Below are 22,499 nucleotides of genomic sequence, written 5' to 3'. Positions count from 1 at the left end.
TTAAGTAATAGGTCACGCGGAAGTCTTGGTGGCCGATTACTCGTGTAGCCTGGGTGTAGGCGAAGCCGTAACCCGGGTTTCGAAGGGTAATTATTTTCCATGCCCCGGGTTCCGCTGCGCTGCACCCATGCTACACGCTGGCTTACCCCACGTTAACTATTACAGTTTTAACTAGTGCATGCAGTAGGGTGAAAACCCATGTTAGTACACTCTAATATGGGTTTTATTTGACCTCAACAAGAATCATCTCATTGTCAATGCGGACAGGATATATCTTCAGATTTTTAGGTTTACTGAGCTTACCAAGCACAGTTCCAACAGCGGGTGGCCAGGGTGACCAACATTCAGGCGTGCCTGTTGTAAGATCAAAGGCACTTTTATGAAAAGGACAAATGATGGTATTTTTATCAGTAATTGTTCCTTTAGTTAAAGGTAATTTAAAATGCGGGCATTGGGAGGCAATAGCATGTACGGTATCATTATGCCAGATCAATAAAATTTTATGGTCATCTATGGTTTCACAGTGACGTCCTTTTTGTTGCAGTTGACTCAGTGCAATTGTTTGTTTCCAAGACATGGTGATTTAATCTCTCCTTTTTAAAGTATTTTTATCTTTTGCCACTTATCTAGAACAGTAAAATAAATAACAAATTAGATCAAATAACTGTCATAGTGTTTTTTTCTTAATAATATCTTAATCAAGAAATTATATAATTTAACATTTATTAGTCTCATCCACATTAACTATGTTTAAAAAAACTGAACCGAAATTATCTGCCCCTAAAATTATCCTATTTATTCCGTTCACAGTAAGTGAAAATAATTTCTCTTTATATATTAGGGCATTAGACTGGAGGAATAATTTAAGCTCTTCGGGAAAGAGTGCCAAAGTTCCAAGCATAGTGATGTATCGTCACCCTGATGAAAATGAACAAGATTTTGAGGATTATGATTTAGCTCAATTTTGCTTCACTCAGGAAAATTTAACTAGTGACAGTGTAATTTACGTCCTTGCTGATGGAACTGGAGATCCTGAGCACGTTATAAATGTTAATCAATACTATTATAAACATTTAACACAAGAACCATATCAACTATCAATTGATGCAGTGGCATGGCGAATGAAACAATGTGGTCTTACACCCGAATTAGCTCAAAATCTAAAGGCAATTAATTTATTCATGTGTGATGAAGATAATAATAATGACCAATTGGCCGCTTACTTTGCACAGGAGTTGGGCGAAAAGTATAAAAATGTAGCGGTTAATTATTATTCTGCGATTGTTAATTTACCTCGTCTTGTATTAAATGCTCAAGGTGATCAAGAAGTAAAAAAACTTGCATCCTTTGCCATTTATTTAAATGATGGCAGCACAAAATTTGTTAAGGCTGGTTATGCCCATGAACATAAACATTCGCTAAAAGTTAGCGATGCATTAGCCCAAGAAAGAAGCTCCAGCTGTTCTGCTGAGACTAGAAAAGCCAAAGCAGAGCGATTACCTTCGTTTAAAGAATTAAGTGCACATACTATACCAATCATCGAAGAAATTGATACAGAGAGGATGCCAAGCGGATTAGAGCAAGAATACCAACCAGGAATTGTCACTTTTCCTGAAGATGACCCGGATATTGTAAATGAAGTAAACATTACTGGACTTAGTATAGAAGATTCTCAAACAGAATATCAACTCACAACGACAAATCAATGTAGAGCTATTGTAGTATGGCAAGAGAGAACTTCTTTCTCCTTTTTTAAATCTGTTGAGGAAGCAGGGAAAAAAGATAAAGTGAACGTACAAAACGCACAAAGTGATTTAACTCCAAATTAGAGGAGGGACTTTGCTTTTGGATATTTCATTTATTCATTAAGTCTGATTATTTTGATAATCAGACTTAATGAAATCGGATGTTTGATCGTCTATTAAGTTTCTAAAGCTCGTGCTTGCAATCCTGTTGTTTCGTTTGCAGTGCGTTTTCCAAAATGTTAATTACTTTATTTTCAGTTGAAAATGATCGAAAAAAACGGCCATACTGTTGTATTTTTGTGTTAACGCTATTTGGAGTTGTCCAACAAAGAATAGCAGTTAATAAACTGATGGCTATGGTGATTCTAGGCTCGCGGCTCATTAGAAAAGCAAAGAAACCACTTAGGATTCCTAGCGCGATACAAACAGAAGCACTGGTTCTATTGACTGGTTTAACCTGTGTATATTCTTTTCTTATTCTTTTTCGTTCAGATGAGGACGAATTCGAAGGCTGGTGCGTTTGAGGCTGGCCAATTAAATAAGTAATATTGATTGGGATTAATGTTGTAGGTATCGTTTTAATTTCCCAATCGAAGTTATTATTGTTTAATTTAGAAATTATCTTAGTTAAGTCGTTCTTGGAATAAGTACGCAAGATTGAAGCTACATCCTTATAGTTGAAAAACCAACAGTTTAACCTAAAAATTCAATCCCTGATCACTCGTTCAATTTTCTTTTAATATTTCTTCTCACCACCTAAAGTAACTTGGTTAAGAAACTGAAGGCTAGATACTTTTAAGATATGATTCGCGCCGTAATTCACCATTTGATTTTGAATCAAACAGATATTACCATGCGCTATTCATATTTGATGTGATACTAAATAAGAATCATAAAGTTACATTATTTAAAATAGGATTTTGTATGTCTCATTTAGCAATTAAATTCGGGTTATTTGGTTCGGCGGCAGGTGGTGCGGTAGGATTAGGTTTAGGAACTTATTATGGGGGTGTTTTAGGCGCAGTAGCGGGTACTGCATGTGGACTTGTTCTTGGCCCTCCTGCTCTATTAATCACTTCGATAGCAGTTGCTTTGGCCTGCTTAACTGTCGCTGCAGCAGTGGCTGTGCCTTGCTTTCTTGGCTACTTGTTAATGAAAGAAGTATTTGGAGCATGTGTGATTGGCGCCGCAGATGCCGCAGATACGACCCTAAATTGTTGTTTTGGGTAAACAATTCAAGTACGTTCATAGTCGCATGCAGCACAAATGCCCCCGTATTACGCTTCGCGAATACGGGCTACATTCACTACATTTCAATATTAATTGTGTATCATGCAAATTATTCACTCTATAACTCATATTTTACCTACTGGTATTATATACAAAGGAGTTTCTTCTTCTGGAAGAGTAAGTATTGCTTTAAAAGCTGGCTCATCAATGGCCCCTACCGTTACTGCTCCAAGCCCTAGAGAGACTGCTTGTAAGCAGACATTTTGTGCAGCATGCCCAACTTCCATATGTACATATTTTTTGCCATTAGGGCCATATTTTTTTGTGGTTCTGGCGTACACAGCCGTCATTACTATATTAGCTGGTGCAAATGTTATCGATCTTTGATGGAGAGCTGCAGCTCTTAATGCAGCTCGCTTATCACCTTCAATCAAAAGTTCCAGCGTATTTTCTGCTGGCAAATAATGATATACACCCGCCGGTAAATCAAGAACATTGCCGCTAACTAGGTAGATCTCTAAGGGGTACAATCCACCTGCAGAAGGTGCTGTACGAAATCCATTTGGCGAAGTAATACCTTGTGCAGCCCAAAGTAATTGCGATACTTGCTGCAAAGTCAAGGCATCATCTTTGTATCGTCTTATCGATCGACGCTGTTTTAGTGTTTTTTCAATTGAGATGGTACTGTTGTACACTGGAGCGGGTAATTTTATTTTGGTCTCAGTCGTCACTCGTACAGAAGGAGTTGGTTTATTTATTTCTCGTATCACCAAAGTTAAAATCATCACTCCTGCAATGATAAAGAACAATATCCAAAGCTTTTTTGTTGAATTATTAGCCCAGCGCATATCTATGTTCCCTTAGATTACTTCAAGCACTATAAATCGCTCTTATATCGTAGACTTAATTCAGTATTTAGCAAAGAATAATTCTGAGTTTTCGGTAACGTGCGTGATTAAAGACAGAGTCGTTGTTAGCATAGCATCAATGATTTTTAGGAGTCGACTGAATGATAAAAGGCACTAGCAAACTAGGTACGGTCGGTTGGCTGTTCCATTGCCCCCCAAGCTCGCAGTTGAACGAGATGAATGTAAAAAACAGACCCGCCAAGGTTGCTTTGGCAGGCATGTTTTAGGGCAGTTACTTAACTCACTTCTTATGACCACCTTTAGTGCATTCGCAAATGGGGGTATCGCCTTCGCAATAACAGCCACAACCGCCGCCCTGGCACGTTATGGATTTTGAGCCGTTTTTACACTGAATATCGCAAGACTTAACATTTTCCTCCGAGCATTGACAGATTGCTTTACCTGTATTTCCTTCTGAGCAATAACATCCACAAGCCCCCGGACATTCAATGGAGTTGGAATCACCTTTGCAATCTACATCACACTTGTCTGCATAGGTGCTTACAGGCACTAATAGGATGAAGGTAAAAGCGCAAAACGACAGTATAAATTGTAAGATACTTTTCATGAGCTAACTCCTTTTAGATACCACATCAACCATTGATGCGCATTCTTTAAAGTATAGCTCAACGGAATAGGTGCTAATCAACGAGCCTTACACCAATTAACTACCAAATCGAAACGCTGCTTGATGTTCTTTGATTTCTTTATTTGATAAGTTCTTTTTATTCGTGAAAAAACGCATAAATTGTTTAAATTCATTATGCATGCGGCCACCAAAAATAGCATCATCATCTGTTCCTATAACTAAATTTTCAGAAACATCAGAGTAAACTGAAGCGACCGGATGTTCTTTTTCCTCCAGATGCCAATTAAGTTTTTTATGACAAGTTGGGCATACCTCTATAGGTAATGCCAGGGCACGGATTCTCTCTTTCTGCTGTTCAGTTAAATAAATACAATGCCCTAATCTTATTTTTCCCAAAAATAATGCTTTTCCACTGTCAGGATGTTCCTTCTGCCATTTTTCTAATGCATCTAAAACCGCATCTGTATCTTGTTTTTCTATTTCGGTATCACTTTCGCCCATATGAATCGCTATACTGACATTATGTTCCAAGGCCATGCGTACTGCTTTACCTAAATCATTACCAGTAAGCGTTCTCTTGCCAAGAGGATTGCCACTAATATCAATACCCACTAAAACTTTGTTAGGGCTGTTTAACACACGTTGTATAAAAGTTTCAGCATCATCAACCGTGTGTTGTGTTCGGTCAAGGCTTAATAAGCCACGAGCAATTTTTTTAGTATCCTTTACAGACACGGCACGTAATCCCGCCTCAAAAGCATCAATATAGTCGTTCCTTGATTTACCTTTCATTTCTTTGGGTGTAGTGCGTATTTCAAGATATTTGGCTTCAGAGTTTTTTGCTACGTCAATTGTACCTTGAGTGATATCATCTAACGTTTGCACCATTTTATGAATTAGTCCGAATAGCCCCCAAATCATATCAATCAACTTTTTGGAGTATCCTTCCATAGGCTGTTCTTGAGTTGCCTCTAAATATCGTGCTCTTAATTCTTTGTATTCATAATAAACTGCCCTGCAATCATTATCTTCAGAGGTCTTTTCGAGAAATTCCAAACTAAAGCTTCCATTCAAATGACAATGTAAATCACTTTTATTTTTTTCAAACATTGAAAATCCATATTTTAAAGACTAAAAAGAAGCCATTATTGTTAATTAATATTTTTTTGTAAATATACATATTTTCAGTACAGATTTGATAGCTACCACTTATTTGCTTTATTATTATGCCATTTCCAAACAATTAACTTTTATGTCTAAAAAAACCATTCAAGAGAAACAACTTATTGAGCTTTTAAACGTTCATTATGGACTGGATATTCATACCACACAACTCGTCTTAGGTGGCGCTGATATGAATGCGTTTGGATATAAAGCAGACTCAGAATCTAATTCTTATTTCGTAAAGATAAAATATGGTTTTCATGATGAAATCAATTTATCAATTATCCGCCTCTTGCATGATTCAGGTATAAAAGAAATTATTTTTCCCATCCATACACTCGAAACAAAATTATTCCAGCAACTGGATCATTTTAAACTAATTGTGTACCCATTTATTCACGCAGCAAATGGTTTCACTCAAAATTTAACAGAAAAACAGTGGAAAGAGCTTGGAAAAGTATTGCGACAAATTCATGAAACATCTGTTCCCGCTTCGATTCAACAACAATTAAGAAAAGAAACCTATTCAGGTAAATGGCGTGAAATAGTCAGGTCCTTTTATAGTAAAATTAAATCTGATTCTTCAGATGATAAAATTACTGCTGACTTCAAATCATTTTTTAATCAAAATATAGCCTCAATTCATCAATTAGTTGATTCTGCAGAAGAGCTATCTAAAAAAATTCAACTTGATTTAGATAAATATGTACTGTGTCATTCTGATATACATGCGGGCAATGTATTGGTCGTTGATGAGGAGTCTATTTACATTATTGACTGGGATGAACCCATGTTAGCGCCTAAAGAACGTGATTTGATGTTTATTGGTGGTGGCGTTGGTAATGTATGGAATAAACCCCATGAAATTCATTATTTTTATGAAGGTTATGGTAAAACAAATGTAGATAAAACAATTTTGTCTTATTACAGACATGAACGAATTGTCGAAGATATAGCAGTGTATGGACAAGACTTACTTACGAGTGCTCAAAGCGATCAGTCCAGACTTGAAAGTTTGAAACATTTTAAATCGATGTTTGAGCCAAACGACGTTATTGAAATAGCTTTTGCTACACCGGGGTTCTAAACGCTAACCAGAAACTTCCGACCGATTTTTAATCATTCCAGAAGCCTCTGAATCGAGTTGCAAACATTTCAGTATAGTGCACTGTATTCTGAATAATTTTATCCCCAAGGAATGCTGAATCACCGTCATTTGCAAGCTTATACCCTATTGAATGTCTAAGCATATGAGGATGTACGAATTTTTGGAGTTATAAAATAATCTTATAATTCATAATGCTAAAGCAAGACCTACTTAATCTGTAATTAGCTTCTCGAAACCCCATTAAATCCGACCTACAATTAATGTATGAGCAATTTATTAGGTATTGTTATGAATGAGAAAAAAGAAGCAAATTTCTGTAACTTTAAAGTACATCCAAATGGCCATAAGATGAGCAAAGAACAACAGTTTTGTTTCAAATACAAAAACGATAACAGTCAAGATATAGTTTTTATGTATCGAAGTTTTGAAAAGGTATTTGAAGAGGATGTTGGAACAGTTGATAAGCCGAATCTGAAAATTGGGAAACCACCACAATCAGTTAATATAGAAAGCTTTATCCAGTTTCATTTTGGAGGTATTCTTGCAAAAAAGTATATTCAGCAGGAATTATCCGGGGAGAAAAAAATCAATGAAATTGTAGGCACTGTGCAGCAAAGTCAAATAAAACAGGAGATAAAAACAATGAAAGAAAAGAGAACGAGTCCAGAGAATGACTGGGATTTTCTTAATAAACCACCTAGCTGCTAGATTCTGAAATTTTTAATCTCCATGAACATACTGAAAATATTAAGCAGCAAACACCCAGTGCTTTAAAATGGTTATAGGCTATGCAAGATAAAATTGAACGTTATTTTATTTGGATCATTTTATTATTTGTAAGTGTTGCACTACTCTTCCCTACTCTTTTTATAGGTTTTAAAGGGCTAATTCCTATTGGGCTTGGTGTTATTATGTTTGGCATCGGTATGAATACACCTGCAGCCTCTTTCAAAGATGTGTTAGTCAAACCCAGGGATATTATTGGGCTTATTATCTTTCGTTTCATGATGATGCCTTTTTGGGCGCTTGCTATCGCTTATGGATTAAACTTAACTCAAGCGGAAACCATAGGATTGTTAGTTTTAGGTGCAGCACCAGGAGGAGTGGCTGCTAATGTGATGGCATACTTGTCTAAATCGAATGTGGCACTTACTGTGTTATTAACGTTTGGCTCTACGCTACTCTCTCCAATTATTACTCCTGCATTGATTTATTGGTTATTACATAAAAGCGTTACGATTCATTTTTGGTCAATGGTAATGCATATTGGTTCTATCATTCTACTGCCTATTTTAGGAGGTTTTATATTCAGTTCCATCAAAGTAATGATAATTGAAAAAATAAAATCGATTTTACCTACATTTTCTATTTTCATGGTTGCTATGATCATTGCGAGTTTGTTTGCCCTCAATCAACAAATGATTTTAACTTTTCCAGGAGCAGTCATAGCTGCAGTCCTCGCGCTTAACCTTTTAGGCTATTTTACAGGATACTCAATTAGTTATGTAATGAAGCAAGATAGTAAGAGTACATTAGCGGCGATCTTTGATTATGGGATGTTTGATGCGATTGTCGCTATGGTCATTTGCACTACGTTTTTTAGCAAAGAAGCCGCCATTCCTGCTGTATTAATCAGTATTATCCAAAATTTAACAGCTCCTTTTATTGTTCGATATCAAAAAAAGAGATTAGGCTTCCAAATTGCGATTGCGAAAGAAGATGTGTAACTGTTAGCAATAGGGTTCTATACAATCGTTAGAAGAATGATTAATTATATTATTTTTCTGGTGTTGAAAGGCTTTCAATAAACTGGTTCGCCTGTTCCATAGTTAATCCACTAACAAGGAACTCACCTCCAATACTGCTTTGAATTGTTGAAGATGATATGACGATACCATTTAAGACAAAATTTCCCCGTTTACCTATATTGTCCCCAGTCATTTGACTCAGTTTACTCGCTGCACTAGCTTTCAGTTTAATATTCACCCCGTAGGTGTCATTAGCACCTTCAGGAGCAACTATTGTTGCAGATTCGACTGTTGAGGCATCAAAAGCTATTTGATTTTGAATCACTTGAAATACTATTGAAGAAGTTTCATAGTTTGTGGCAATATCGGTTGTAGTGGTACCTAGTGCCATGACAGATGAGAACAAAAACATCCCTATAAACACATTCATGATTTTAGACGAGAGATACATATTAAATCTATAAAAAAAATAATGCACAGATTATATACTATGGTTGCTACTAAGAATACTGTTACACTACCCATTTTACCTGATTTGCTCCACTGAGTTTTTGACATCATAATAGGCCGTATCCCTTAGTACATCTCCATGAGCACTAATAAGGTGCTTGAATCTCAATTGTAACAAAGAGTCAAAATCAGCTTTATGAATCCCAGTGGCATTAAGCCAAATAGGTGAAATTCTTGCTTTTGCAATCTCCCCATGAGCTAGAGCCATCTTTGCTGTATCTTCGCTAAAAAATTCGTCAATTTCCACCCAGTTTTTTATACTGTCGCACGCGATAATAATTCCATCCTTATCCTCAATATATATGAACCCTTCAGCAGGAGATGAATTTTTGAACATAAAAAAGTGACCATTTTTTATTGGTAACTCATCTTTGTCCTTCAAAAATCGTAAGGTATGGGATTTTTTTTCAGGGTGAACACTCCACAAATTGGCTTCATATCTATCTAAATAAAATTGATCATCCCTTCCATGAAATGCCCCAATGCTAAAAACATGCTTGACAGCACCTAATTTATCAAGAGCTTGTAATCCATTATCATTCAGACGTACGGTATTAATTAAGGTTAAATCACCATTCGATGCAATGACTGTCATATTCCTACTGTGTTGAATCTTCTTGTCTTCAAAATAGGTTATGTTTGAACCCCGTACAACATAGATACCTTCAAATACTTTAATTAGTTCGCCATGAGGCCATACAGGAGAGTATTTCGACATAATTGCTATTCCTATTTTTTCTATATAGTCTTATCACCTTTGGATGATACACGAGCATCACCAGCTATAATATATAGAATAGGTACAGAAATTATGTAGGGAAAGAAAATGATCTTCAAATTAGGCAAGGAAGCCATAGTATTACTTATTGAAGGATCTAAAAAAGCGATCCCCTTTAATATTATTTTGGCCTCCCTGCTTGCTCTTATTATATATCCTCATGTCCCCTTCTATTTAGTAAGTATATGGTATTGCGGAATTCTATTGATTAGTTTAATTAGATGGCTTTTTTGCAGGCATATTATTAAAAACAAATTATATGAAGTAAAAAAACAATATATATTAATTACATTTTTTTTACTTACTTTAGTTATAGGGATTGCATGGGGCTCTTGTTACTTAATTTCCTTACCTTATGTAACAGAACTCTATGAATTCATCATTATATTGGTATTGGGCGGAATGAGCGCAGGTTCAATTGCTTCGCTCTCTGCTTATTTACCAGCCTATTATGCATATATATTCCCTATGTTTTTGCCCGTTATAATTTATAATTATTCAGTTCTTGATATAGATAGAACCATTTTAGCAACCATGTTTTCGCTGTTTATTGTAATGCTTATTGTTTCTGCAAGAATAAATAAAAACTTATTGGATAGGACTTTTCAATTATCTCAAGATAGAGAATCATTGATTTTTGAATTACAACTTATATCAATAACCGATCCGTTAACTGGTTTATATAACAGAAGACATTTTGAGGTGCTATTTCCACAGGAGCTTGAGCGAGCTAAACGTAATAGATACCCTTTAAATCTTATATTTATGGACGTTGATAATTTCAAATTAATTAATGATAACTTTGGTCATCTTTACGGTGATAAATTTTTAATTGGTATTGGGGAATTACTCAACGGTGTTTGTCAAAGAGCAAATGATACGATTTTTCGACTGGGTGGAGATGAATTTGCTGCAATTCTTGCCAATCAACCTCTTGGAGAAGCACTCTCTATTTGTCGAACTATTAGCAATCAATTTAGGGAAAATCTACTTCATGGTGATTTCAATATGAATGAACAGACAATTTTAGAGCAAGTTACATTAAGTATGGGGCTTGTGAATATTCATTTTGAATCTTCATCCAATATTGAAACCGTAATAAGTCTTGCTGATAAAGCACTGTATCAAGCTAAAAAAGGTGGCAAAAATCAAATAATAATTGAACAATTACATTAATTAAGATGGTTCGCTATAGATACTAAAAATAGATCAAATACAATCTTGTCTAATCCCTCAAGAAATATGTTTTTCAAACTCTCATTATCTATAAATAAAGCTCAATTTGGCAAAATAAAAAGCCCAACCTTTTTTTCAAGAAATATAGAACTGAGTACTTGAAAAACAAATAGTTTTATATAAGATGCTTTATTATATGCTGTAACTGTATGATTTTTGTCACTTTTTTCAATATAAAAGAAATAAGGCTTTTATGATTCAAGTAAATGTTTGGCTCTCAACGACGCAAATTTTAGGCAAACGGATTAAAAATCGTTTTTTTGGACCAATATTCGCTTCATCCGACGAAGGTGAAAATATTGGTCATGCTAGTTTTTTAATGGAACTTAATGAACGCTCGCGCGGCTATGCAAAATTGGATGACAAATCAAGCCCTTTTCTCATAAAAAAAAGTATTGCTCATGTACCTGAACTGGTTGAAGGCAAATATTACAAGCGTAAAACCTTAAAAAGCGTTCAAGTTACCCACAGCTTTTGGCCTAAACACCCCCCTTCTGGAAGAGAGGTAGCGCACGATTTTTTCCATTTTTTACATCTTGCTCCGAAAAGTAAAGGAGTTAAACCAGAAATATCTGATCATGATTCTGATATGCTGAGAGAAATAATTGGTAATGGCTCATCCATACCTATTAAACATCCGACCTATCAAGAAAATCTAGAAAAAATACATAAGGATAAAAGTAAATATGTCGATAAGGTGGTTAAAGTTTGGAACTTAGATAACGATTTAGATAATAAAAAAAATATTGAGAGAAATCTCAAAGCATTAATGTCAAAACAACAGGCTTTAATTGTTTTTCGAGATCGACTGATTGAAATTTCTCAAATAGAATTGGATGCATTACAAGAAAAAAAGGGTAGATTAACTGACCGGTTGATCGAAAATACTCACAAAACTATCTTTCTTAGTAAAAAATTAAATTATTTAGGAAAAATTTTTGAGCCCGACCCAAAAACACGCGATGAAATGAAACAAGTAATGCAACTGCTCGCTGATTTGCAAAAAGAGGAGCTAGGAATGCGTCAAGAGCTAACTGTTCTTGAAGAAAAAATAATACAAACACAACTTAAATATCAAGAACAAATACTAAAAGACCAAGAAGAAATGGAACGAGTTAATAAAGAAATAAGCCTGTTGCAATCCCAGCTTAGTGCACTCAATGAAAGATTACACAATGTAGATGAAACGCAGATTGAGGCATTAAAATCGGAGCTTAATGAGCGATCAGACTTTCTTTCGCGTCAAGAAACTTTCTTAAAAAATACAAACCTAACTGATGGACGACATCCTGACCACTCGGTTAGCCTACCTACTAGTGACAGTGGTTTACCCTATTATGTTGATGAATTAGCAGTGATTAGAGCCATGGAAAAAGAAGGCAATGAAAATTATGCCCTAATCAAAAATAACTGCGCGAAAAGTGTCAAACGCTGTCTAATGGCTGGTATTGACCATTTAAAAAAAGTACTACCTAAAAGTTTTTTTAAGTATCATCCCATTGAAACGACTAATGGAATTTATAAGTGGGCCAGATCACTGGAGCATGAGCTACTAAAATTAAATACGAAACTCAGTGCAGATAAAACGTCCTCGTGTCCAGAGGACCATATGGAAAATGATCCATATTCTTCATCTAACCAAGCTTTAGTAAAATGAAGTCTTTGTTTTGTGACAATAATTTATTTTTAAAGCGCTTATTCAGTAGAGTTAGGAGCTTTTTATTCTTTTCTTAAGGTTCAATTAAGCTATATTGTGTATAATAAAACCAATGATGATTTATAGGACTTTCTAAAATGACAGTTCCAAAAACAAGCGGATTTTTAAATAATTGTGGTGTTAATGGTGGACTTCACATCATTAATGGCATTTTTAAAAAATTAGCACGTAATCCTGATACAGATGAAATACCTATCCAGGTTAAGACTCAATATCAAGAGTTATTAAACTTATTTGCACTGCGTTATAAGATAAGTGCTTCCTATTCTTCATTGGTAAAATATTTAGACTCTTTAAAAAATAATACTGCGCAACAAATTATAATGGGGCCAGTATTGCGTGATTATATGAAAAAAAATGGCGCAGCCGAAGATTTGACCTCAATTCAAGACGATGGCCGCTACAAAATGCTCACGGTGAAACAAGTCAGTGATTATGCCTATGGACCCCTTGGTATAAGTATTGAAGCAACGGAACCCGATAAAGCACCGGAGACTTTAGTTTCTGATCACGAAATTGCGAAAATTCACTACCACCTTGAAAATCATCATTTTCAATCACACACACCTGACGTAGGTATGGAACAAATTATCATAGATCATGAGCAATTGCATCAAACTAACCCTGATCTTTATACTGCAGCGAACTTAATGGGTGCAGACAAAGAAACCTCTGAAACAGGCTTAGATGGTATATGCGAGGTAGTAAAAAACGGATTTAACACACTCAATAACCTAGTCTCTGAACACGCGTTAAATTACGCAGAAACAATGGCAGGTTTTAAAAAACTTTACGAAGATTATAGAAGCAATCTGGGATTCTTTGCCAGCAATGTTGAACAAGTAGAACAAACAAAAGAATACGCTTTTGAAGAAGAAGTGGAATTTGCAACGCCAGAAGCTCAAGAAGCTTATGATGAAAAACTAGCCATACAACTACAAAAGAAAGAGTTTGATAAGGTTCAAGATCCTAAGGTTTTTGATGTAGAGCAAATTCAATCCGATGAAGAGCTCGCTCGATTATTGCAAGAAGAAGAGAATTCTAAGTTTTCTATGTAACCCGATCTTTTCGAACTCTCTATTAAAGCAGATCTTTTGTCCAAGTTTAAGCCATCAGTTAGCACCAGCTTTATATGGTGTTTCCATGCTTAAATCAAACTCTTTCTTAATATGTAACTTGTATACCCCATAAAATTATTCGGTAAAGTGGCGATAACTTGATAACCAAGTTTTTCATAGAACCCTTTCGCTTGGAATTCTGCCGTATCAAGCTGAATCATAGTGCAGTTATTTTCTTTTGCGAAAACATCTAATTGTTCAAATAGTTCACGGCCTAATCCTTTGCGTCGATATTGCTCATGGATCCAGACGGTAAATACTCTACATAACGTACCAAATATATCCCCTTTTATGCCGCCAAGAACCTCTAATGAATCATTTTGTGCATGGATAATAAACGGCTTTGCTTCATAATTACCAATAATTGATTCATTAAATTTTTTTAAATTCTCATAAATAATTTTTGAAATGACATCATTTTCTTTAAAATCAATACTGATTTTAACTGGATTACTCATTAATCTCTCCTGCTTGATAAATTTGCATTAAATCTTAGTAAATCGGTTAGCACTAAACGGTAATGGATCAACGATTAAATCCCCTTTCGTCATCATTTCAGCAAGCAAACGACCCGTAATTGGTCCCAGTGTCAAACCATGATGTGCATGACCAAATGCGAACCAAAGCCCATTATGACGGGGAGCGGGACCAATAATAGGAAGCATATCAGGAGTACATGGCCTACACCCCATCCAAGGAGACTCATCAAGTCGTGTAGTAATTGGAAAAAGCGTACGAGCAATAGGTTCTACCAAATCAAGCTGCACCGGTGTTTTTTTCGAGTCGCGCGTTGCAAATTCAGCTCCGGTAGTCAGACGAATTCCACGTGACATAGGAGCTATTAAATAACCGTTCTCAATATCAAATACAGGATGAGCAAGATGTGCATTTTGGCTTACCGCATAATGCATATGATATCCTCGTTTCACTGCGAGTGGAAAGTGATATCCAAGACGAGCACATAAAATGTCTGACCATGGTCCTAAGGCAATCACTGCAGAATCAGCCTTGATTTTGCCCTGCTCTGTTTGAACAGTCCATTGATTGGATAAAGTGAATGCATCACCGAAAATGAACTGACCACCAAGATGTTCAAAATATTTTGCGTATGCTGCTACCAACGCACCTGGGTCGCTTACTGCTTCAGAGCCTATATATCGAAGAGCGCTTAACAACGATTGATCGAGATCAGGTTCAATTTGATGTAATGAGGATGAATCAAGAAACTCAAATTGGATGCCGTATTCAGTTTTGCACCGCTCAGCAAATTTTACTTCTACATCTTGTTTTTTTGCAGTTCTAAATACTTTAATCCAGCCCCCTGAGCGCAATAAATGTCGAGCTTCTGCAGCATCAGCAAGAAAGTGATGTTCACTCACGCTATGTTGAATTAGAGTTTCATAGGAACGAGCGATCTTTGCATGGCGAAAAGAATGAGAGTTACTCCAGTATTTCCATAAGAAAGGTGCAAGTTTGAATATCGATTTTGGATGATATCTGACATCAGGCGATGAGTTCAAAGAATACTTAATTAAAGAAACAATATCTCTTGGAAAGGCATAAGGATATACGCCCTCACGTTGAATTAACCCAGCGTTCCCAAATGATGTCTCACTTCCTGGCAACTTTAAATCGATCAATGCTACGGAACGTCCACGCATTTGCAAATGTGTTGCAATCGATACGCCAACAATTCCACTGCCAAGTACAATGACATCAAACTTCATAAAACATACGCTCCATTCTTATGAAAAATATTATTATTCTGCTCGTTATATGAGCTTATAACTTATTCATTGTGAAAATAAAATAAGAGATAATTATTTTTTAATAAAGATAAGTTGAGAACATCGGTTCATAGTTATACATTATGAAAGAACGATCCCTAGATAAGTTACGTATAAAATTCCGTTTAAAAACAATGCGCTAATTTTAATTCCATGAATTGAAATTCTAAATCTTAGCCATGCCGTAGCAAGGTATGTGACAAGGATGCCAGTAAGCACTATTCTGGACGGTTGCCAGGGTGTTAAAAGTATGCCTAATGCAGGCAGTAATGTACCCTGAAAGACCATCGCCCCGGTTATATTACCAAAACCAAGAGTATCTTGACCTTTTCTTACCCAAATTACACTGTTTACCTTTTCTGGTAATTCAGTGGCTAAAGGAATAATAAGCAATGATAAAAGCAGAACAGGTATCCCAATAGAGTCGGCCACCCCATGGACCCCTTCAATGAATCCTTTTGCGCTAAATACTAATAAAATTAGGCCAAAAATCAATTGGATTAGGATTGTTTTAAGATTGGTTTTTAAACCGAATTTGGTTAGAAGCAAAGGTTCATTAGTGATGACGGCATGTCCTTTTTCCACCAAGGCTTTAGATGCGCTGAAGGTAAATAATAAATAGATAAAATAAAGAGAAATGAGGATGATACTGAATAAAATACGTATATAGTTTGGCTTTAGTGGCAGGAACATTGCTAATGCACCAAATGTAAATGCAATTAAGAAAAAATTCAAATCTCGTTTAAATCCAGTAAATTCTGGTGCTATGTATCCATTAACGCCCCGCTTTTTAATCACTGAAAAAGCCATAATAAACGTTGATAAGGTTGATAACATTAATGGAGCACCCAAAATTGCCCCAACGCTAATTTCTTCATTAATTTGCCGATCAGAGGTTCCTGCAAGAATTGCTAAAAGCGGTACGGTTGTTTCTGGCAGTGCGGTGGAAATTGCTGCGAATATTGAACCTGTAACCCCCGTTGAAATGTTTATTCGCTCACCAAAATATTCCAACGCATTAGAAAATAATTGTGCTGATATTAAGATAAGAAACAGCATAATCAATAGTTCAAGCCACATGTACATAGATATCCCTCATAATTACAGCCAAATTATCATCCATATATGGCAAAAAAAACATGTGATTCTCCATTAGTGGTGGAGATGTGAAAAAATCTTAGTGTTCTTTATAATCCAGAGTAACTAAAATGCAGGGGCCGCCCGCTATGATATTTATTTTATGCTGTTTGCAGTTTTGAATGGCTTTCTCACTCTCTGCACCTGGCTGCATCCAAATATTTTTAATGCCTTTTTGAATTGCTTCCTCAACAATTTTCTCAGTAACAGTCGGTGGGGTTATTATAGAAATGCTTTCTACTTCGTCGGGTAAATCACGTACCGAAGAGATAACCGATAATCCTTCAATTTGAGTTTCTTGAGGATTTACAGGATACACTTTTTTGTCATTTTGTTGATAACAACGTAAAACCTTATTTCCAAATTTAGCGCGATTGGATGAAGCACCAATCACAGCGAATGCTTTTGATTGAAAAAAAGAATCAATTGGATGATTTATCATAATGTTTTAATTAAAAAATTAGGTATCTCTTTAGTTTAGCAGTGAATATGGATTCAATGTAAAATATTTTCAACCCATTTTTTTAACTTATTATAGTGTGAGCCTTCCCAATAAACTTTTTTGCAAGACTCGCACAGCATGAAGGTTTCATAATATTTTTGTGCCAATTTTGGAATATCTGCGCTAACTTTGTCTTTTTCAATGTTTTTTAACTGCCCATTACAAGAGAGACACCGCGTAAATGGATGGCACTGCTTCTTTAACTGGAACTGATGCAGCACTTCCTCTACTTGTTGTTCAGGGTCGGTATGGTGCATCCAGTGACCGTGTGTGATGGTTTTGTTTTTTAAAATTCCGATATCACGTGTTAGCACAATTCGATGTTCATTTTTACTGCATTTAATAATGGCCTCATCTGTCAAATTGTTTTCATAAATCACATCAAATCCGAGTAAACGCAAATACTTAGCGAGTTTCCCAAGATGGACGTCCAGAATAAATCGCATTTTTCTCAGTGGCTTCGGACGAAGTCGAATTAACTCACTTACATCAAAAGTCTCAAAAACAGGATATACGGAAATATAATCTTTATCTTGAACAAGATAGCTGAAATCAACTGATTTTCCATTGACTAAAATCACTTCGATTTCAGTATGCGGAACCCCAAGAGATTCAATAAGATCTTTAATTGAGGTTTTTTGAGCTACGGTATGAATAAACTGTGTTTTACGCTTTTCTGGCGAAAGAAAATCATTTAACTCTTCATAAAATCGTAACTGAATGGAAATCATATGTCGATCAAATTGCTCACCTTGATTTAATTTATGGCATAAAAATTTGAAAAATAAAGTGATTAAGAGCCTTGGTCTTGAATGCTTGAGGTTTTGTAGCCTGGGTGCAGCGCAGCGGAACCCGGGGAGTACAGATTTAACATCCTATTTAACGATTCCGGGTTCCGTTAACTGTTTTATTTCATCAACTGATAATTTTAGTTTTCAGCCTCTAGGGATATCAAAGTTGGAACGCCGAGAGTTTTCTGGTGTTTGATACCTGAAAGTAAGCTACCAGCGAGCTGGCCCTCAATTAAATAATTCATGAATAGGTTTAAACACCAGATTAATTGCGTCGGACGCCAAATATTGCAAGTCCTTGAGTCCGAAACCAGGATTTATCTTCTCCTACAATATAATTTTTTAATGCAGGGATCTCTTGAATATCTGCATAACCTGTTGTTACAAAATAACTTTTTCCCATCATATAATATTGTTTTAGGTCTCTGGAAGGACTTACTAAAATGCGGCCTTCAGGAACAATTTGAGTTAATTGTTCTATAAAGCACACGATATCTTTTTCTTTTTCAATCCCGTTCTCAACACCAAGCAAATATGGGACAAATGCAGTATCAAAAGTTTGTTTTTTATCACTCATCAGTAGTTTATCTATTGTTCCCACATAGAATTCAATATTTTTATCCAGTTCAAAATTACTTTGTTTTTTTGACTGAATTGCATGTTGAACCAATACCACCATATAGTGAATATAAGTCCTCCTTAATGAATTGGGGAACATTAACCAAGCTAGAAAATTAGTAAATTTTCCACTCGATAAAGTAACTAAAGGTGGATACCAACAAGTGAGTGCATCAAATAATTCGCCAATTGAAGGAAGTGGATTTCCTTGACTGTCGTATTCACGATAAAGGTAATATTTTTTAAATGCTTTCATCCAAGCAATTGTCACTGGATCTTTATCATAGGCGGTAATGGTTTTAGCACCGGCTTGGGCAAATAAAAAGCTGCTATTCCCATACCCAGGAATGACCAACACATTTTTTCCCTCGATATCCGCTCGGACATCATATCGGCCTTTTTGATTTCCAGCTAATGCAGATGATAAATAGCGTTCGGCTCCCATTGGATAAATTTGAACCTCTTTATTGTCAGAGAGTCTTGTTATGCGTCTGTCTAAGATCCATTTTTTTTCTTGTTTGCTTAAAATGGTTTCATAAGCTGACATAAGATTCCTAAGTTAATTTCTGCGATTGTTTTCATCTCAATGACTTTATCATTTTTTTAATAAATATTGGCGATCCTAGTGAGTTGGTACTTAATTTTGCCGCAAGCTTTTGCCCTAATGTGCGCGAAGGCAACTCAATAAATATATGGAGAAACCAAGACAATAACAGAGAGGTAATAAAAACGAGCAACAGAGACAGCCAAGTTTTAAAATTCATATCCAACATCATACGTAGAGCAACATAACCTGCGATACTATGAATAACATACAACGGATAACTAATACGAGCCAAAAAATTAAATACACGATTTGCTTTAAAAAAATGAGGGAAAATATAGGCAAATAAAAAAGTTAATAAAGCAAATGCATAGCTCCAAGCCAGGATTAAATTTCCTGCATAAGGTCCTGACCACCAAGCAATACAAAACATGGTCAATAAGATACCGATAAAAAAATAACCCAAATCGGGCGTAATTTTATGACAATATAAATAATGAAACACAACACCAATAAACATAAAAATTATATATTGTGCTGACATCATGTAAATTTCTGACCAAATGAATGCTGCCAAATTACTTGTTGCCCACTCTGGAGTCCTATGCGCTAGAAAACAGGTTAAAAGAAAAAGTAATGCGGGTATAAAAAAAACCTTTAGAGAGTAACTGCGAAACCAGGCAATCGATATGGCTACTATGAGATAGAACTTCATTTCTACTTCAAGAGTCCAGATAATCACGTCAATATTTCTTGACTCAAGAATGTCTCGAATACCCGGAATGTAGTGAATTAACAGCTCTTGAAAAGTATAGGGCCATGTTGTAATAAAATATCTCCCTCCTAAAAAAAGAGCCAATAAGGTCATACTAAATCCAACAATATAAGTAGGAACAATACGAAAAAAACGAGTGACACAAAAACCTATTCCATTGGTCTTCTGAAGTGAAAAGGGAATAACAAAACCGCTGATTATGAAAAATAAACCTACCCCATAAGAGCCCCAGTCAAAAAGCGAGAATAGGTTAAGCCATGTAACATAAATTGGCGTTGCATGAGCTTCAGGGGTTAATAGAGGTGCGTTAATCAGATGAGCAATAGAGTCCCTCTTATACCAAAAAGCGCTTAAATAATGAGAGATGACGACAAATAGTGCGGCAAGGCCCCGTAGGGTATTTGCAAATTCAATCTTAGAATCATCTCTCATGAGTGGCACCCAAGCGGAGTTCTTTTTAGTTATCAATAACTAGAATTAGATTTTTATGATGAAGTAATCCTAATTCCTTTCTGTTCTGGAATAAAGTTTTTTATCCATAAATGAGGGTTTAATGTCTTGTTAATAATTTCTGCTAAAATTATATACAAATTAACCATAAAGTGAGAAAAAAAATGACCTACAAGACAACCGTTGAAATACAGCGCGATGGCTCCCTTGTAATGACAGATGGAACCTTAGATAAAATCGGCGATATGACTTTTGCTTATCAAGCACTTTTAACAATTATTCGTGCCCAAGATAATAAAGGAATCTCGTTCCAAAAAGACAAGGACTTTAAAGCTGAGCCTAGAGGACCAGGTTTCCATTCAGACCAACTTAGGGTGACAATTAGCCCGGAGTTTGCAAAAGACGCAATTGCTATACTCAAAGACCAATATAAAGGCTTAACAATAAAAAATGAACAATTGCTTGATCTTGGGAAGGAACACAACTTGAAATCCAATTAAATATCATTGAACTTTGTAAAATAAGAGTTCCTGTTATTTAATTGTCTTTGTCAATTGAAAAACAAGAAGCATCTTAAATGATGCTCTTGTTTATTTTTTATAAAATATCACTACTAAAAAAGTCTATTGGTTCTATCTCTGCTTAAAATTTATTTAATAATAATAGTTTACAAGTTATCAGAATAAATTCATTATCTTGTTTCGAGAACTTAGCATTAATTAGGACTAATGCTAAATTGATCGTTCCGCTATATTTTCGCAATAGATGAAATAAAATTGAACGACCGGGCTCAATTTAACCATTTTATTTAAGGACAAATGTATGGCTAAAATTTTATGTGTTCTCTATGAGGATCCAATTAATGGGTACCCTAAATATTATGCTCGAGATACACTTCCAAAAATAGAACACTATCCTGATGGACAAAGTGTCCCTACCCCTAAGCATTATGATTTTAAACCGGGTACTTTACTGGGATCCGTTTCGGGTGCTTTGGGTTTGCGCTCATTTCTTGAAGCCCAAGGCCATCAATTTGTGGTTACTTCAGATAAGGAAGGCCCAAATTCAGTTTTTGAAAAAGAATTACCCGACGCCGATGTTGTTATTTCTCAACCTTTTTGGCCTGCTTATTTAACTGCTGAGCGAATAGCTAAAGCAAAAAAACTAAAATTAGTCATCACTGCAGGTATAGGTTCTGATCATGTAGACTTACAAGCTGCAAAAGAAAATAACATTACTGTAGCTGAAGTAACTTATTCAAACAGTATCAGTGTTGCGGAACATGTCGTGATGATGATTCTTTCTTTAGTACGTAATTATTTACCCTCTCATCAATGGGTTGTGGAAAAAGGTTGGAATATTGCTGATTGCGTCGTGCGATCCTATGATCTGGAAGGAATGACTGTAGGTTCTGTTGCATGTGGGCGTATTGGTTTGGCGGTTATGAAACGTTTGAAACCATTTGATGTCAAGTTGCATTATACAGATCGTCATCGTTTACCCGAACACATTGAAAAGGAATTAGGACTGGTTTTTCATCATCATGTTGAGTCTCTAGTTCAAGCATGCGATGTAGTCACCATTAATTGCCCTCTGACGCCTGAGACAGAGAATTTGTTTGATGAGCGATTGATTAATAAAATGAAGCGCGGATCATACCTGATTAATACCGCTCGAGGGAAAATATGCGATCGTGAAGCCATTGTACAGGCTTGTGAAAACGGTCAACTTGCGGGTTACGCAGGTGATGTATGGTTCCCACAACCAGCACCTAAAGATCACCCGTGGCGAACAATGCCTTATCAAGGAATGACCCCTCATATTTCTGGAACTTCACTGTCTGCACAAGCTCGTTATGCTGCAGGGACACGTGAGATTTTGGAGTGTTGGTTAGAGGGCCGTCCTATCCGTGATGTTTATCTAATTGTAGATAAAGGAAGACTGGCAGGCACGGGTGCTCATTCTTACACTATGGGTAATGTGACTGCAGGTGCTGAAGAAGCATAGATGATTTGAAATTAGGGGCTGTTGATAATCTGTACCG

24 protein-coding genes are annotated in these 22,499 nt (G+C 35.9%); 10 read left to right on the top strand and 14 right to left on the bottom strand.

The genetic code is table 11. The features are described 5' to 3' along the window. Positions 1-223: 223 nt before the first annotated feature. Positions 224-577: a Rieske (2Fe-2S) protein gene (locus Lstg_RS10580; RefSeq protein ID WP_058477627.1), complete on the bottom strand. Its 354-nt coding sequence runs from the start codon at positions 575-577 to the stop codon at positions 224-226. A gap of 169 nt (positions 578-746) precedes the next feature. Here Lstg_RS10580 and Lstg_RS10570 point away from each other — a divergent pair, with 169 nt between their 5' ends. Then, on the top strand, positions 747-1,829 hold the full coding sequence (locus tag Lstg_RS10570) for a hypothetical protein (RefSeq protein WP_133129172.1): 1,083 nt from the start codon (positions 747-749) through the stop codon (positions 1,827-1,829). 100 nt (positions 1,830-1,929) lie between these two features. On the opposite strand, the gene Lstg_RS10565 is transcribed toward Lstg_RS10570, so the two are convergent. After that, complete coding sequence (locus Lstg_RS10565; RefSeq protein ID WP_058477624.1) at positions 1,930-2,400, bottom strand: hypothetical protein; 471 nt, start codon at positions 2,398-2,400, stop codon at positions 1,930-1,932. A gap of 269 nt (positions 2,401-2,669) precedes the next feature. Between Lstg_RS10565 and Lstg_RS10560 the strand changes: the two genes are divergently transcribed. Further along, complete coding sequence (locus Lstg_RS10560; protein WP_058477623.1) at positions 2,670-2,975, top strand: hypothetical protein; 306 nt, start codon at positions 2,670-2,672, stop codon at positions 2,973-2,975. 125 nt (positions 2,976-3,100) lie between these two features. On the opposite strand, the gene Lstg_RS10555 is transcribed toward Lstg_RS10560, so the two are convergent. From Lstg_RS10555 to Lstg_RS10545, 3 genes are all read right to left on the bottom strand, one after another. Beyond that, the gene (locus tag Lstg_RS10555; protein WP_058477622.1) at positions 3,101-3,823 is read right to left on the bottom strand and encodes a SagB/ThcOx family dehydrogenase; all 723 of its coding nucleotides are present in this window, start codon (positions 3,821-3,823) and stop codon (positions 3,101-3,103) included. Positions 3,824-4,124: 301 nt separating this feature from the next. Beyond that, positions 4,125-4,451: a hypothetical protein gene (locus tag Lstg_RS17695; protein WP_133129171.1), complete on the bottom strand. Its 327-nt coding sequence runs from the start codon at positions 4,449-4,451 to the stop codon at positions 4,125-4,127. 96 nt (positions 4,452-4,547) lie between these two features. Then, on the bottom strand, positions 4,548-5,582 hold the full coding sequence (locus tag Lstg_RS10545; protein WP_058477620.1) for an amidohydrolase family protein: 1,035 nt from the start codon (positions 5,580-5,582) through the stop codon (positions 4,548-4,550). Between the two features lie 142 nt (positions 5,583-5,724). Here Lstg_RS10545 and aph(9)-Ia point away from each other — a divergent pair, with 142 nt between their 5' ends. From aph(9)-Ia to Lstg_RS10530, 3 genes are all read left to right on the top strand, one after another. Further along, a complete protein-coding gene (gene aph(9)-Ia, locus Lstg_RS10540; protein WP_058477694.1) occupies positions 5,725-6,723 on the top strand; it encodes an aminoglycoside O-phosphotransferase APH(9)-Ia in 999 nt (332 codons plus the stop codon). Between the two features lie 309 nt (positions 6,724-7,032). After that, positions 7,033-7,452 (top strand): hypothetical protein, encoded by a 420-nt coding sequence (locus Lstg_RS10535; protein WP_058477619.1) that lies wholly within the window; start codon positions 7,033-7,035, stop codon positions 7,450-7,452. 80 nt (positions 7,453-7,532) lie between these two features. Continuing rightward, entirely contained in the window at positions 7,533-8,471 is a 939-nt protein-coding gene (locus Lstg_RS10530; RefSeq protein WP_058477618.1) for a bile acid:sodium symporter family protein, read from the top strand. Positions 8,472-8,520: 49 nt separating this feature from the next. On the opposite strand, the gene Lstg_RS10525 is transcribed toward Lstg_RS10530, so the two are convergent. Next, positions 8,521-8,943: a SecDF P1 head subdomain-containing protein gene (locus Lstg_RS10525; RefSeq protein ID WP_058477617.1), complete on the bottom strand. Its 423-nt coding sequence runs from the start codon at positions 8,941-8,943 to the stop codon at positions 8,521-8,523. Between the two features lie 75 nt (positions 8,944-9,018). Beyond that, a complete protein-coding gene (locus tag Lstg_RS10520) occupies positions 9,019-9,720 on the bottom strand; it encodes a hypothetical protein (protein ID WP_058477616.1) in 702 nt (233 codons plus the stop codon). Between the two features lie 108 nt (positions 9,721-9,828). Here Lstg_RS10520 and Lstg_RS10515 point away from each other — a divergent pair, with 108 nt between their 5' ends. From Lstg_RS10515 to Lstg_RS10505, 3 genes are all read left to right on the top strand, one after another. Next, complete coding sequence (locus Lstg_RS10515; RefSeq protein WP_058477615.1) at positions 9,829-10,956, top strand: GGDEF domain-containing protein; 1,128 nt, start codon at positions 9,829-9,831, stop codon at positions 10,954-10,956. Positions 10,957-11,209: 253 nt separating this feature from the next. Further along, positions 11,210-12,673, top strand: coding sequence for a hypothetical protein (locus tag Lstg_RS10510; RefSeq protein ID WP_058477614.1), 1,464 nt, complete (start codon positions 11,210-11,212; stop codon positions 12,671-12,673). A gap of 137 nt (positions 12,674-12,810) precedes the next feature. Continuing rightward, positions 12,811-13,791 carry a hypothetical protein gene (locus Lstg_RS10505; protein WP_058477613.1) on the top strand — a complete coding sequence of 327 codons (981 nt, stop codon included), beginning with the start codon at positions 12,811-12,813 and terminating at the stop codon, positions 13,789-13,791. An 89-nt stretch (positions 13,792-13,880) separates the two neighbouring features. Here the strand turns inward: Lstg_RS10505 and Lstg_RS10500 are convergent, their stop codons facing one another. From Lstg_RS10500 to Lstg_RS10470, 7 genes are all read right to left on the bottom strand, one after another. Beyond that, positions 13,881-14,309, bottom strand: a complete 429-nt coding sequence (locus Lstg_RS10500; protein ID WP_058477612.1) for a GNAT family N-acetyltransferase — start codon at positions 14,307-14,309, stop codon at positions 13,881-13,883. 27 nt (positions 14,310-14,336) lie between these two features. Further along, entirely contained in the window at positions 14,337-15,578 is a 1,242-nt protein-coding gene (locus tag Lstg_RS10495; RefSeq protein WP_058477611.1) for an NAD(P)/FAD-dependent oxidoreductase, read from the bottom strand. A gap of 141 nt (positions 15,579-15,719) precedes the next feature. Beyond that, a complete protein-coding gene (locus tag Lstg_RS10490) occupies positions 15,720-16,718 on the bottom strand; it encodes a sodium:calcium antiporter (RefSeq protein WP_058477693.1) in 999 nt (332 codons plus the stop codon). A gap of 97 nt (positions 16,719-16,815) precedes the next feature. Continuing rightward, the gene (locus Lstg_RS10485) at positions 16,816-17,217 is read right to left on the bottom strand and encodes a CoA-binding protein (RefSeq protein ID WP_058477610.1); all 402 of its coding nucleotides are present in this window, start codon (positions 17,215-17,217) and stop codon (positions 16,816-16,818) included. 53 nt (positions 17,218-17,270) lie between these two features. Further along, positions 17,271-18,008 (bottom strand): Mut7-C RNAse domain-containing protein, encoded by a 738-nt coding sequence (locus Lstg_RS10480; RefSeq protein WP_065235610.1) that lies wholly within the window; start codon positions 18,006-18,008, stop codon positions 17,271-17,273. 325 nt (positions 18,009-18,333) lie between these two features. Then, the gene (locus tag Lstg_RS10475) at positions 18,334-19,233 is read right to left on the bottom strand and encodes a hypothetical protein (protein WP_058477608.1); all 900 of its coding nucleotides are present in this window, start codon (positions 19,231-19,233) and stop codon (positions 18,334-18,336) included. A 31-nt stretch (positions 19,234-19,264) separates the two neighbouring features. Continuing rightward, complete coding sequence (locus Lstg_RS10470; protein ID WP_058477607.1) at positions 19,265-20,437, bottom strand: acyltransferase family protein; 1,173 nt, start codon at positions 20,435-20,437, stop codon at positions 19,265-19,267. A gap of 182 nt (positions 20,438-20,619) precedes the next feature. Between Lstg_RS10470 and Lstg_RS10465 the strand changes: the two genes are divergently transcribed. Both Lstg_RS10465 and Lstg_RS10460 read left to right on the top strand, forming a co-directional pair. Continuing rightward, on the top strand, positions 20,620-20,955 hold the full coding sequence (locus tag Lstg_RS10465; protein WP_058477606.1) for a hypothetical protein: 336 nt from the start codon (positions 20,620-20,622) through the stop codon (positions 20,953-20,955). Positions 20,956-21,277: 322 nt separating this feature from the next. Continuing rightward, positions 21,278-22,462 carry an NAD-dependent formate dehydrogenase gene (locus tag Lstg_RS10460; RefSeq protein WP_058477605.1) on the top strand — a complete coding sequence of 395 codons (1,185 nt, stop codon included), beginning with the start codon at positions 21,278-21,280 and terminating at the stop codon, positions 22,460-22,462. Positions 22,463-22,499: the final 37 nt, after the last annotated feature.

It is taken from the genome of Legionella steigerwaltii (genome assembly GCF_001468065.1).
GTDB lineage: Bacteria > Pseudomonadota > Gammaproteobacteria > Legionellales > Legionellaceae > Legionella > Legionella steigerwaltii.
Note: the sequence above shows the minus strand (reverse complement) of the source record. Positions and strands in the feature narration are given on the sequence as shown.